This window comes from Schaedlerella arabinosiphila (assembly GCF_003885045.1).
Classification (GTDB): Bacteria; Bacillota; Clostridia; order Lachnospirales; family Lachnospiraceae; genus Schaedlerella; species Schaedlerella arabinosiphila.
On sequence record NZ_RHJS01000002.1, the window covers coordinates 299,516 to 313,797 of the forward strand.

General features: G+C 51.0%; 8 protein-coding genes. 7 read left to right on the forward strand and 1 reads right to left on the reverse strand.

Going from position 1 to position 14,282, the window contains the following annotated elements; translation table 11 throughout:
• The first annotated feature begins 366 nt into the window (after positions 1–366).
• The 6 genes from EBB54_RS02050 (at position 367) to EBB54_RS02075 (ending at position 10,201) form a co-directional block, all read left to right on the forward strand.
• Positions 367–1,668, forward strand: coding sequence for an ATP-binding protein (locus EBB54_RS02050; RefSeq protein ID WP_125126143.1), 1,302 nt, complete (start codon positions 367–369; stop codon positions 1,666–1,668).
• A 336-nt stretch (positions 1,669–2,004) separates the two neighbouring features.
• Complete coding sequence (locus EBB54_RS02055) at positions 2,005–7,554, forward strand: fibronectin type III domain-containing protein (protein WP_243127479.1); 5,550 nt, start codon at positions 2,005–2,007, stop codon at positions 7,552–7,554.
• A 100-nt stretch (positions 7,555–7,654) separates the two neighbouring features.
• Entirely contained in the window at positions 7,655–8,698 is a 1,044-nt protein-coding gene (locus EBB54_RS02060) for an FIVAR domain-containing protein (protein WP_125126145.1), read from the forward strand.
• A gap of 104 nt (positions 8,699–8,802) precedes the next feature.
• Positions 8,803–9,294: a hypothetical protein gene (locus EBB54_RS02065; RefSeq protein ID WP_004082887.1), complete on the forward strand. Its 492-nt coding sequence runs from the start codon at positions 8,803–8,805 to the stop codon at positions 9,292–9,294.
• Between the two features lie 10 nt (positions 9,295–9,304).
• Complete coding sequence (locus EBB54_RS02070; RefSeq protein ID WP_004082885.1) at positions 9,305–9,598, forward strand: hypothetical protein; 294 nt, start codon at positions 9,305–9,307, stop codon at positions 9,596–9,598.
• Positions 9,599–9,652: 54 nt separating this feature from the next.
• The gene (locus EBB54_RS02075) at positions 9,653–10,201 is read left to right on the forward strand and encodes a phosphatase PAP2 family protein (protein WP_125126146.1); all 549 of its coding nucleotides are present in this window, start codon (positions 9,653–9,655) and stop codon (positions 10,199–10,201) included.
• A gap of 271 nt (positions 10,202–10,472) precedes the next feature.
• Here the strand turns inward: EBB54_RS02075 and EBB54_RS02080 are convergent, their stop codons facing one another.
• Complete coding sequence (locus EBB54_RS02080; RefSeq protein WP_004082881.1) at positions 10,473–11,951, reverse strand: DUF1846 domain-containing protein; 1,479 nt, start codon at positions 11,949–11,951, stop codon at positions 10,473–10,475.
• A gap of 250 nt (positions 11,952–12,201) precedes the next feature.
• Here EBB54_RS02080 and ftsH point away from each other — a divergent pair, with 250 nt between their 5' ends.
• Positions 12,202–14,271 (forward strand): ATP-dependent zinc metalloprotease FtsH, encoded by a 2,070-nt coding sequence (ftsH, locus tag EBB54_RS02085; protein WP_004082879.1) that lies wholly within the window; start codon positions 12,202–12,204, stop codon positions 14,269–14,271.
• The last annotated feature ends 11 nt before the right edge of the window (positions 14,272–14,282 follow it).

Sequence of the window (14,282 nt, forward strand, 5' to 3'; positions counted from 1 at the left end):
AAAACGAAAGAACTGCCTGGGCGTCAATGCAATTCATTTTATCATAAACGATTAAGGAAAGCCAGAAGGTTTTTGCTTATAAAGCATATTTTGAAACGTATATTTATAAAGAAGCAATCTTTTAAAATGGAGCGGATTTTCTGAAAAGATCACTCTGCAGGAATTTAATTTAAAAAATTATTTTTATGAGAATGATAAAAAAATAAGAAAAAATAATTTTGAAGTGATTTATTTTCAATAAAAAATCATTTTGAAATGACTTTTTATTGAAAAAATATTTGGAAATGTGTATACTACAATAAAGGAAGATACAGATTACAGCAACAAAAGCTTTGAACAGGTTCGTTATTGAAGGGAGATGGGTGTATGGAACGGAATATAGTTCTGGAATTATTAGAATGGCGGGACAATGTAAAGGAACGGCTTCCAATGGTTTTATACGGTGCAAGGCAGGTGGGAAAGACCTATACGCTGCTGCGGTTTGGGCGGGATTATTATAAGAACTGTATTTATGTGAATTTTGAACGGATGCCCTTGATCGCGGAATTTTTTGAGGGAGATCTGAGTCCGGAGAGGATTGTACGTTTTCTGGAAGAGTATTTTTCGGAAAAAATTATACCGGCGGAGACTTTGTTGATCTTTGATGAAATCCAGGTCTGTGAACGGGCGCTGACCTCTCTCAAATATTTCGCTGAGGATGCTCCGGAATACCATATCGTGGCTGCGGGCAGTCTCCTCGGAGTTGCACTGCATCGGGAAAAGTATTCGTTTCCTGTGGGGAAGGTGATTATGAAGACCATGTATCCCATGAGCTTTGACGAGTTTCTGAATGCAATGGGCAATGGACATTTTGTGCAGCAGATCAGGGAGCATTTTGAGCGGAGACAGGAGATGCCGCAGCAGACGCATATGGAATTGATCAGTTGGCTGCGCCGGTATATGTTCGTGGGCGGTATGCCTGCTGTGGTAAAGATGTATATGGAGGAACAGTCCCTTGTGAATATACAGGAAATGCAGGAAATGATCCTGAATGCTTATACGGCGGATATGGCGAAATACTCCTCTTCCGGGGAATGTACAAAAATCAGAAATGCGTTTCATTCCCTCCCTGCGCAGCTTGCCAAGGATAATAAAAAATTTCAGTATAAGCTGGTTCGCAAGGGGGCGACGGCAGGTCTGTTCGGGGATTCCATCGCGTGGCTTGTTATGGCGGGGATCGCATTGGAGTGCGACCGAGTAACCAGGGGGGAAGTACCGGTTAAAATCTCCAGGGATATCTCATCATTTAAGCTATACATGTCTGATGTCGGGCTTCTTTCCTGCTTTTCAGGCATCATGCCGGAAAATGTGATACGCCGGGAATTATCAGACGTATATAAGGGAGCGCTGGCAGAAAATTATGTGGCGCAGGCATTGCGCGCGGGAGGGCACGAGCTGTTTTACTGGACATCGGATGCCCCGGCGGCAGAGGTGGACTTTCTGATACAGAAAAAAGGAAAGGTGATTCCCGTGGAAGTCAAGTATGACCAAAATGTGCGGGCAAAAAGCATGAAGCATTTTTCCGGTATGTATCATCCGGAGGAGATGATACGAATCTCCGCCAGGAATTTTGGGATGGATGAAAATGGATTGATATCGGTACCTTTGTATGCGGCATTTTGTATATAAGAAAACGAAGAAAAAAGGTTTAAAATTCTAAAAAAAAGTATTGTCGTTTTTTGGTACTTCAGGTATACTGTTCATACTATCAGAAGGAAGGGCCTTCCATTTCATCCATCCGGCCCTTCTGCAAGGTGAGAAATGATAGAAATGTAGCATATTAACAAGGGGTTTAGGGAGTACGTGAAAATAAGCTTGCCATACTGTGAATGCAGAATCAGGCATGCTTTTTTTGACGATTCCTGAAAGCGGTCGTACGCGCGGATGGGGCAATACGCCGCGAAACGAAGCTGTGGATCTGCAGGAGAAGAACGGATGCAGATCCTGCTAAGGGAGGAGAGGAGTATGAAGCGGATCATTTCATGTCTGCTTGCTGTAATTCTCGTTTTTTCTCTATGTGTCGATACCAGTGCCGAGCCTGTGGACACAGAGACTGCGGGGAGCGGTCCGGATGTCGTGGCTGAGGGCGATGGTGAGACCGGAACCGGGGAAAACGAGAATCTGCTTCAGGAAGACAACGAAGGCACAGAGGATGAAGAGGACTCGGAGACGGAGGAAGGGGCAGGCCCGGAAAACACGGATGAACCGGAATCAGGATCAGAGCCATCCGAAAAGAACCTTTTCACAGTGAATCCGGACGACGCGTCTTTCGGCACAGAGGATGAGGAAGGCCAGGAAGACGGCGTGGAGGACGAAGAGGAAGAAAAGGACGAAGAGGACGAGAAGGAAAAAAAGAGAAGCCAGGACAGGGACTATCTGGGGCAGGTCGATGTGGAGATCCTTTCCGCATTGAATCTGCAGAAGGATGTAAACTTTACCGTTTCCCTGACCGGGCAGGAATCGAAGCAGGTGATGCTGGCTGCGGATCAGGAGACGGAAAACGGGGGCTTGTCCCAGGGCGATGCGACGTTTGAAGACCTGGAACCGGGGACTTATGTACTGACTGTCGGGGCTCCGGGTTTTGCAACCTATACGCAGGAGCTTGCCGTAGAGGACTGGGCGTATAATCTGACCCTTACCACGGGGATCGTCAGCGGCTTTTCCTATGATCAGCCGGGAAGCGTGCATCCGGGGCTGCTCCTTCTGGGAGACGTGGACGGAAACGGCGTGATCGACGACGCAGACCGGGATCTGCTGGTGGACGCCATAGACGCAGGGGAGCGGGAGCCGGAAAAGCAGGCTGCGTCCCGGCATGAAAATCCGAACCTGAATCTGAACGGGGACCAATGGGTTGACCTTGCGGATCTGGAATATTTTGCAAAGGGATATGGATTTCATGGGGATCCCAGCTCTTCAGTGGTAAAATTAGTGCCGGCAGATGCGGTGACAGTCAGCAAGGACGAGCACACAAAAGTAGTATCCGGCGATCTGGATACCCTGCTCAAAAATGAAGGAAGCGTGCAGCTTGCTACGGACTCCGGCAGTCCCTTCACAACGGAGGGACCGGTTGCCGTGGAGTTTGATTTTGCAAAAGAGGAGGGCATTCCGATTGAGGGCCTGGTGATCGATACGGGAAACGAGGATTCCATCGAACTGGCTCAGATTGACCTTGTCTATATGGATGATGGGCAGGAGCAACCGGCTCAAATCCCACTAAAAAAGGGAGTCAATTTCCTGCTGGACGTTGACAGTGCGGTGATATCCCAGGATCACAGCGGTGCCATCAGCGTGAATTTCGGAACACAGATTGCGGTGAAAAAGGTGACGCTGAAGATTATGGGGATGCAGAACAACAATAACCTTGTAGAGATTTCCAAGGTGGAATTTCTGAACGATATGGAGAGCCGTATCCCCGAGCCGCAGATGGATATCCCGCAGAACCTGTCGGCAAAGGCGGGCAATAAGCAGTTCACCCTGACATGGGATCCCTGCGTAAATGTGACGGGATATGAGGTACGGATCACGCCGGAGACGGAAGGGGAAGCAAAATGGGAGACTGTTTTCGTAAAGGGAAACAGCGCACAGATCTCATCCTTCCAAAAAGAGAAGCTTGTGAACGATACGGCCTATACGGTGTCGGTGCAGTCTGTAAACGGCGCATGGAGGAGCGGGTACAGCGAACCTGTAACAGTGATTCCAAAAGCGGATAAGAAACCGGACGCGCCGGATAATCTGAAAGTTACGGGAGCATACAGAGCCATTGACGCATCCTGGAAAAATATGGAGGATACGGACAGCTACAATCTGTATTACCGTGAAAGCGGAAAAGGCGACTTTATCAAAATAGAAGGAATAACAGTCAGCAGCCATAGGATCATGGAGCTGAAGGACAGGACCAGCTATGAGGTCTATGTGACAGGTGTCAATGAACTCGGCGAGGGCAAGCCGTCCCTGACCGGGGAAGCGGAAACCACCTCTCCGGATCCGGCTCAGATGCCCAGGTATAAGCTGATCAACCAGGCTGCGGAGGGACAGGTAAGCGAGCATATTACCAATGCGGTCTATTTTAACGGTTCCATGCAGGACAGCGAAAGGGATCAGGCAGGAGGAAAGACTGCGTGGGGGACGGTGGATAACAACCCGGTATCCCATTATCTGCTGAACAGTTGGGATTCCGGCGGATTCAATACTCTGGGATCGCATGGTCTGACTTATGAATTTGACCAGGCATATAAGCTGCAGACTTTTGCGCTGCAGGAGGTAACGGTGCAGAGCCTTGGATACGGATATGCGCAGGTTCGGTATTGGGACGAGAACGGAAATACCGAGGAGTTTACGAGCGGTCAGGTTTCTGTACAGAGAAAAATGGATTCGGAGAAGCGGGTGTACTATATGATCCGTCTCCCGAAAGCGGTGTCCGTAAAGAAGCTGCAGTTCGGCATCAGCCGCAGCCTGGCTTCCGGTACGATCACATGCTCGGAGATTTATTTCTACCATTATGATTCTCTGGAAGACGATATTATGGCGCTTTATGCCAACGACTTACATACAGAGCTGAAAAGTGAAGTGAACCAGGCCACGATTGACGGACTCAGGACACGAATCAACACAAAGGACCCGGATAGCGGGGAATACCATCCGGATAAAGAGAAGCTGGAACGAGAACTGCAGACAGCAGAGGACATTCTGAAGGCGAAGCTGAGCAGGACAGTTCAGATACATAACGGCATTACGACCCGGGATACGGACCGCGGATTCGGCGGGCTGAATGCATGGCAGCCGCTTGGAGTGTCGGCGGCGGCGGGAGAAGAGATCACGGTGTACGTGGGCCACAACACGAAGAAAACCGGCGAGAATACGAACCTGCAGTTGATCGCAACACAGTATCATGCGGAATCCGGCTCAATGTTCAAGCAGGTAGCGAACCTGAAGATTGGAAGAAATGATATTACGGTTCCGCAGCTTTCCACAATAAAAGGGGAAGCCGGAGGTGCGCTGTATGTGCAGTATACGGGCAGCAGCGCGTCGGATCAGTATGCGGTTCGTGTAAGCGGAGGCGCGGAAGTGCCCTTCCTGGACCTGTATCAGGTGACAGACAGAAACGAAAAGCTTACACGTGCGCAAAAATATGTGGATGAACTGAAAGCATATGTAGACCAAATGGAGACGCAGCACGAGAAGCTTCACGAGGAATCCAAACTGGGTTCCGTGAAATATGAGTATGCAGAAAGCGAATGTATACTGGGAGCATCGGATATGATGCTGGACACTATGATGCTCTCGCTTCCGGCATCGCAGATCCTGAAAGGATGCGGAGGAAGCGCAGAGAATATCGTGTCGTCTGCGGAAGCGATGGAGAGCATGATGCATCTCTTCTATCAACATAAAGGATTGACTGCGAACACACAGAAAGCGGACGGCGCCGCGGTGGACGTAAAGGATACCTATCCGTCCAGACATCTGAATATCCGGTATCAGCGGATGTTTGCAGGGGCATTTATGTATGCATCGGGCAACCACATTGGAATTGAATGGGGTTCCGCTCCCGGCATGGTAACCGGCAGGACACTCACGGCAGATACGGAAGGCCGGTATCAGGACGGCAATTATTTCGGCTGGGGAATCGCGCATGAGATCGGGCACTGCATCAACCAGGGCAGCTATGCGGTCGCGGAGATAACCAACAACTATTTTTCTGTGCTTGCACAGGCGAAGGATACCAATGACAGTGTGCGGTTTAAGTACGACGAAGTGTACAAGAAGGTGACCTCGGGTACGAAGGGGCGTGCTTCCAATGTATTTACCCAGTTGGGAATGTACTGGCAGCTTCATCTGGCTTACGATAACGGATATAACTTTAAGACATACGACAATTATGAGGAGCAGCTTGGAAACCTGTTCTTTGCAAGGGTGGATACTTACGCAAGAACGCCTTCTAAAGCACCGTCGCCGGGCGGGGTAACATTGACTCTGCCGGGAGACCAGGATCAGAACCTGATGCGCTTAGCCTGCGCGGCGGCAGAAAAAAATCTTCTGGAGTTCTTTGAACGATGGGGAATGACGCCGAATGAAGGGACGATTGCCTATGCGCAGCAGTTTGGTGAGGAGACAAGGGCCGTTTACTATGTAAATGACGATTCTCGTGTGTACAGGCGGACGCATGGCGTAAGCGGGCTGGACGAGGCAGGAAGTACGCAGGCGGTGACGGTAGAGTCTGTACAGATCAACCCTGTATCAGCGAACCAGGTGGATCTTCGGTTCTCATCAACGATTCCGCAGGAGGATATTTTGGGATATGAGGTTGTGCGCTGTACCAGGTCTGGCGGAGTTGTTCAGGAGGAAGTGGCAGGCTTTACGACGACCAATGCATTCAGCGATCACGTGACCACAATGAATAACCGTGTGGTGAGCTACAAAGTGAGGGTGATCGACAAATATCTGAATCAGTCGGCACCGGCATCCTCAGGGGAAGTGAAGATCCAGCATGACGGAAGTATTGATAAGTCAAACTGGACGGTCAGCACCAACGATCTGACGGCAGCAGCGGAGGATACGAAAAAGACCAGAAACGGAATTGGAACCGGAAGCGAGAGCAATGAGGAGATCGGAAGCGGTATGGGAACCGATGATCAGGATACGATCTGCGGTCCGGCGGTGGAAGATCCCATTAAAAACGTGGTAGACAATGATACAGGTACGGTCTATATCGGAGCGGCGGGAGCAAGTGCGGAAGTGATTATGGAGTTTAACAAGCTGCATACAATCACTGGCTTTAAGTATACGCCGGCCAAAGGACAGAATGGGATCAAGGATTACAGCATTTTTGTACGGGAAGGAAACGGCCAATGGAAAGAAGCGGCAAGCGGAACCTTCCAGCCAGATAAGGTTCAGACCGTATTCTTTGAAAGCGGCAGGAAGGAAAGTAATGACAATATTGCCGGTTATCAGGCTACGGCAGTGAAGCTGGCAATCCAAAATCAGGCAGGGAAGTCGATCGGAATTGCCGAACTGGATGTGCTGGGAGTGACCGGGGATGATGTGGATTTCCGGCGTACCAATGGAGAGCAAAAACCGGTGATCGGAAAACTGAAAACAGCATTTGATTACGGCGGCGGCACCATTCCGGCTGGTTCGCTGGTATTTACCGGAGTTTATAAGGGAAATCCGGCGTACAACGTGGTGATCCTTTATGACCAGGATGGAAATATCGTCGGCGGCGCAGGAGCAGACGGCAGCGTCAATGCAGACCAGATCATCCTTGCCGATGTGCCCGATACCGGAAATATTCAGGATGTTTCAGACGGTTCCTGGGTATACTGGATTGAACCGGAGCATATGATAGATCTTACCAAATTGGAACAAGTCCGGGCAGAGCTGTATCGTGTGGATCATGCTGAGACAAATGCCGGCCAGAGGCTTGTCAGTGATTCGAAGTTCGAGACTATGCCGGCAAAGAGTATGGCAGATATGCCGGAGATTCAGCTTACATCATCAAAGAGCGGCGGCACAGAATAGGCATCATTTGCATTTCACGGAATCCCCTCCACATCGGCTTACAGGAGCGGATACAAAGGGATTCCGGGGAGTGCGAAAAACGCGATAAGGGGAGTAGGACATGAAGAAATATTTAATTGGATTGATAATGGCAGTGTTCGCATTTATCGCAATACTGCCGCTGCAGGTATTGGCAGCAGGAGACGAGGTACGGCTGAAGGAGGACGGGAACAATGTAAATGTGTCGGTCACTGTTTCAGGCGGCGCCGGGGAGAAGGTATCTTCTATGCAGCTTGGGCTGCAGATCACGGATCGGGACGGCAATCCGGCAGGGCCGGAGATATTGGAGCAGATTGAAAACCTGACCTTTAGCTGGAGCCAGGAAGTCCAGGCAAGGGCAGCGGTTACAGAACAGCGTTACCAGCGTGAAACCGGAATCCTGCGGATCTATATTGCAGGAAGCGAACCGCTTTTTTCGGGAGAAGGGGAAGAACCTGACAGCCTGGCGCTGGGGAACGTGATGATGGAGGAGATCCAGGAAGGTGCAGCAGACGGACTCTATATCAGTGTGGTGCCGGATTCCTTTCGGAAGGTGCAGGGAAGCAATGCGCAGAAGCTTTCGGCATCGTTTTCGAATGCCGTGCTGATTGTCCCTGTGAACCGAGAAGACCCGGTTGATCCGGAGACACCAGAACCGGGACAGCCCGGAAATCCGGGCGGGTCGGCAGGCGGTTCCGGCGGGGCAGGAGGCTCTGGCGGGGCAGCAGGCGGTTCCGGCGGGGCAGGGAGCTCCCTGGTGGATAAATCCCAACTGCAGGAGGTGCTCAATCTTGCGGCAGGATATCAGGAAGAGGATTACACGTCGGAAAGCTTTGGCGTCTTGAAGAAGGCGATGAAAGAGGGGCAGGCTGTGCTGGATGACCCCTATGCCGTACAGGAGGAAGTGGATCAGGCGGCATCGGCGGTTATGAACGCCATCGGGGGCCTGGTGCCTTTCGGGACTACCAGTGTGGATGCGCGGAATGAGATGTACTCCGGAACAAGCCAGGCTGTCGGGACAGGAGATATGACATCATGGCGGGTGTGCGTAGTTGTGATGGTTCTCAGCGGATTAGTAATCGCGGGAGCCGGGATCTGTAAAACATATCGGAAGAGGATGCTGTAAAAAAGCTATAAGCGATTAGAAGTCCGGGTAGAAAAAAAACGAAAAGATGTTATAATAAGGAAAAGGGCAGAGCCTGTTACAGGTATTTAAGGAGCAGTGATGTATTGAACGCAGGAACAGAAGAGAAAAAGCAGTCGATGGATATAACCTTGTCATCGACAAGATCTATGCAAACCTCATTGCAGGCAATAAGAAGCGGCAAAGCAGGGCTGGACGGCCATAGACAGTCGATGCTGAACAGAGTTCCGGAAATTGGCGATTGGGCAAGTTTTAAATATGAGTTTATTATGCTGAAAGATTTAGCCTATTTGACTGCAAAAACAGGAGATGAGTTTGCATTGCTGCGGGGCAAGAAGGAGGATATTTTATTTCACGGTGATTCAAGAAACTGTGTATTTGACGGAACTTTGGTTGATATGCTGATGACGCATAAGCTGTATATTGTTGGGCATTCCCATTCGGGAGAACCGATTCCAAGACCGTCAGGAAATGACAGAGAAGCTCTGGAAGTGATTGGACAGGAGAAAAGTACGGTAATATCGGCAATGTCAGGGATGTGTATTGACTTTAGTGCAGATTCATTTGAGATATGGTGAGGTGATTGTTATGTTGACATTCGAAGAAGCCAGAAAAATAGGGCTGGATGCATGTGCTGAGAAACTGGGCAGAGAGTTTGTTCGAAAGCATGCCAAAACTTCATCAACGGCGTATGGCGATGCGGAGGATTATGCGTATTGCTTTATCGGGGTGAGTGATCAGCCCAGTAAGCCATACCGTGAAGGCGATAAGATTGTACTTTCTTCCGCACCAGAGGACCAGTTTCCATATATGGCAAGCTGTAATGTATGGTATGACACTGGAAAGATAGATTTTTTGGAGTGCATTTTGCCTGCTGTATGATTTGTGAAGCAAGGAAGCCCAACAGAAAGAAGAATCGACAAGGGGATATAGGGTATGGATTTTTTGATTAACCTGGATGGGAACATCCTGCTATGGATTCAGGAGTACATCCGGCAGGACTGGATGGAGGGGATTTGGAAATGGATTACGATGCTGGGGGATTCCGGCTGGTTCTGGATTGCCCTTTCCATCCTTCTGATGATCCCGAGACAGACCCGATGGATCGGGATTACCTCGCTGGCGGCTCTTGTAATCGGAGCCCTGATCACAAATGTGACTCTGAAAAATCTGGTTGCCCGCACCCGGCCTTATGAAGTGATAGACGGCCTGGTGCTGCTGATCGAAAAGCAGAAGGATTATTCCTTCCCTTCAGGGCACACCTGCGCGTCCTTCGCAGCGGCCGGGGTGTACTGGCGGATGATGCCGAAAAAGTACGCGGTTCTGCTGCTGATACTGGCGGCGCTGATCGCATGTTCCAGGCTGTATGTGGGCGTGCATTACCCTTCGGACGTACTGGCAGGTCTGGCGATCGGTCTCTTTGCGGCATGGGCGGCATGGCATCTGCAGAAATATGTCAGGACGCACAGAGGGAAAGTGAAGTAAACGAAGAGGTAAGATCATATATTAAAAAAAGATCAGTTATTTTCTGCCTGATCACATACAGAGAGAGAAAAAACGAGACTGTCGAAAACGGGCAGCATTCCCGCGATATGCGGTGAATGAAGTTCCGTTTTCGGCAGTCTTATTTTTTCGTATTAGTCAGAGACTTTCCAGCACCGGATGGATCTGAGCCGTCCGAGGCCGGATATGACCAGGCCGGTTAAAAAACATATTTGACTGTTGCCATTCTTTAAGTGTGAACTGCAGCGTTTTTTCAGTGATACCGCGATCCCGCTTCATACACCGCTTCGCAGGTGAGCTGTACCCCCAGTTTTTTAAAGATTTTAATATCCACATCGGACAGCATAACGGAGGTATGGGCCTGACATCCTTCCAGCGCGGGAAGCTGCTCCAGGGCCAGACGGGCATCCCGGCTGGTTGCCGCGCTTGCGGAAAGGGCAATCAGCACTTCATCCGTATGAAGCCGCGGGTTTTTGCTTTTCAGATAATCCACTTTCAGCTTCTGGATGGGCTCAATGGACTCCGGAGAAAGGATATCCAGATCATGGGGCTGCCCGGCCAGTTCCTTAATGGCATTTAAAAGCAGCGCTGCGGAGGCGCCCAAAAGGCTGCTGGTCTTCCCGGTGATCATCCGTCCGTCGGGAAGCTCCAGAGCTGCCGCCGGGGCGCCGGTCTGTTCTGCGCGCACTAGGGCTGCCGCGACGACTTGCCGGTCGGCGGTGGAAATGCCGGCCTGGTTCATCAAAAGCTCCAGCTTTTGGGTTTCCTCCTCCATGCAGTTCCCCCTTAATAAGGAGTTGAGGGAGGCAAAGTAACGCCGGAGGATCTCCTGGCAGGAGGCTTCCCGGCAGATCTGGTCGTCGCAGATACAGTTTCCGGCCATATTTACACCCATGTCGGTAGGCGATTTGTAAGGGCTTTTTCCGTAAATTTTTTCGAAAATCGTATTGAGCACCGGGAAAATCTCCACGTCCCGGTTGTAGTTTACCGTGGTTTCCCCATAGGCTTCCAGATGGAACGGGTCGATCATATTGACATCATTCAGGTCCGCGGTGGCAGCCTCGTAAGCCAGGTTGACCGGGTGCTTCAATGGGATGTTCCATATGGGAAATGTTTCAAACTTGGCATAGCCTGCATGAATCCCGCGTTTGTGCTCATGATATAGCTGTGAAAGACAGGTGGCCATCTTTCCGCTGCCCGGTCCCGGCGCCGTAACGATGACGAGAGGACGGGTGGTCTGGATATACTCATTTTTTCCGAAGCCGTCTTCACTGACGATCAGCGGGATGTTGGACGGATACCCCGGGATATGGTAGTGGAGGTAGACACGGATGCCCAGATTTTCCAGCCGCCTTCGGAAAAGAAGGGCGCTGTCCTGCCCGGAATATTGTGTGATGGCAACGCTGCCCACATAGAGCCCGTGCTCATGAAAAGAGTCGATCAGCCGCAGGACGTCTGAGTCGTAGGTGATACCCAAATCCCCGCGTATTTTGTTTTTTTCAATATCCTTGGCGCTGATGACGATGATCAGCTCCGCCTGGCTGCTGAGCTGCTTGAGCATATGCAGCTTTGAATCCGGGGCGAATCCGGGAAGCACGCGGGAAGCGTGATAGTCATCGAACAGCTTTCCGCCAAATTCCAGATACAGCTTGTGGTCGAACTGCTCAATGCGATGTCGGATGTGCTCCGACTGTGTGCGTAGGTACTTTTCGTTATCAAATCCTGTTTTCATAATGTTTTTCCTCGCGTCTGTTTATAATCTGACAACTGCGGAACGCCCAACGACCCCAGACAGAGACTGCGAAAGCAGCGAATGGTCTGTGAAGCAGACAGGTCTGCGGTCTGCCGTTCGATTGCAATATAAATCTTAGTATACAACAAAAACCTGTGTTTTTACAATATTTTCATAATCTTTTAGTTGATTTATAACGAACCTGTACTTATAATATAGGAGTGCAGTGGAATTTAGCAGGAGGAGCAGGATGGATAACAAGAATAATAAGAATAATCCCAGGAACAATCGGCAGGGATGGGGCGTGATCCTTTTCACGACATTGCTGACCCTTTTTATTGTAATGGGACTTTATTCGCTGATGCAGGACAGAGATCCGGAAGAAATCAGCTATGATAAATTTTTAGGGCTGGTCGATGAGGGGAAGGTGGAAAAGGTTACCCTGGGTTCATCCCGTATTTATATTACCCTGAAGGAAGGCGTAAATAAGGAAGAAGAGAAAAAAGAAGGGAAGGATTCCCAGGATCAGGTGGAAGATCAGTTTCAGGATATGCGGGACAATCTGCTGAACCAGATGGAGGAAGCCACGGGACAGCGGGACGACCAGGAGCGGCCGCCGGATTACTTTACCGGGACTGTACAGGATGACAACCTGCCGGATCGGCTGCTGGAGGCAGATGTAGAATTCGGACAGGAGATTCCGGATACGGCATCCATGATGATGATGGAGATCTTTATCACCGTGATACTGCCGCTTTTACTGCTGGGAATCCTGTTCAGCTTCGTGATGCGCAACATGACCAAGGGCGGCGGCATGATGGGGATCGGCAAGAGCAACGCCAAGGTCTATGTGGAGAAGGAGACAGGAGTCACCTTCCAGGATGTGGCGGGCCAGGATGAGGCCAAGGAGTCGCTCCAGGAGGTGGTGGATTTCCTCCATAACCCGGGAAAATATACGGGCATCGGGGCGAAGCTGCCCAAGGGCGCCCTGCTGGTGGGACCTCCGGGAACCGGCAAGACATTGCTGGCCAAGGCCGTGGCAGGCGAGGCCAAGGTGCCGTTTTTCTCCCTGTCCGGTTCTGCCTTTGTGGAGATGTATGTAGGCGTGGGCGCGTCCCGTGTCCGCGACCTGTTCAAACAGGCGCAGCAGATGGCGCCCTGTATCGTATTTATCGACGAGGTGGATGCCATCGGGAAGAGCCGTGACACCGCAATGGGCGGCGGCAATGACGAGCGGGAGCAGACGCTGAACCAGCTTCTTGCGGAGATGGACGGATTTGACACGAATAAGGGACTGTTGCTGCTGGCGGCTACCAACCGTCCGGAGATCCTTGATCCGGCGCTTCTCAGGCCGGGACGTTTTGACCGGAGGATCATCGTGGATAAGCCGGACCTGAAAGGCCGTGTGGATACGCTGAAGGTGCATTCCAAGGATGTGAAGATGGATGAGACGGTGGATCTGGAAGCCATCGCGCTGGCGACCTCGGGAGCCGTGGGATCGGATCTGGCCAATATGATCAACGAGGCGGCCATCAACGCCGTAAAGAACGGGAGACAGGTGGTCAGCCAGAAGGATCTGTTTGACGCCGTGGAAGTGGTGCTGGTGGGCAAAGAGAAGAAGGACCGCATCATGAGCGAGGAGGAACGCCGGATTGTGTCCTATCATGAGGTGGGCCATGCGCTGGTCAGCGCCCTGCAGAAGGATGCGGAGCCGGTGCAGAAGATCACCATCGTGCCCAGGACCATGGGTGCTCTGGGTTACGTGATGCAGACGCCGGAGGAAGAGAAGTTCCTCAATACCAAGAAGGAACTGGAGGCCATGCTGGTGGGAATGCTTGCAGGCCGTGCGGCGGAGGAGATCGTATTTGAGACGGTTACCACCGGGGCGTCCAATGATATAGAAAAGGCGACCAAGATCGCCCGGGAGATGATCACCCAGTACGGGATGTCGGAGAAATTCGGACTGATCGGCCTGGAATCCGTGCAGCACCGATACCTGGACGGCCGTGCAGTGATGAACTGCGGGGACGCGACAGCGGCAGAGATCGACGCGGAAGTCATGCTGATGCTGAAAAACGCATACGAAGAGGCGAAGCGCCTGCTGCAGGAGAACCGGGAAGCGCTGGATAAGATCGCGGAATTTCTGATTGAGAAGGAGACCATCACCGGCAAAGAGTTCATGAAGATTTTCCGGGAAGTCAAAGGCATTCCGGAACCCCTGGAGTCCGAAGAGGGAAAAGAAAAGAAGGAAAACCGGATCGCCATGCGTCCGGTGGAGCGTTTGGAACAAAAAGAAGAACCGGATGCTGAAGTGTGGTAAAATAACAGGCA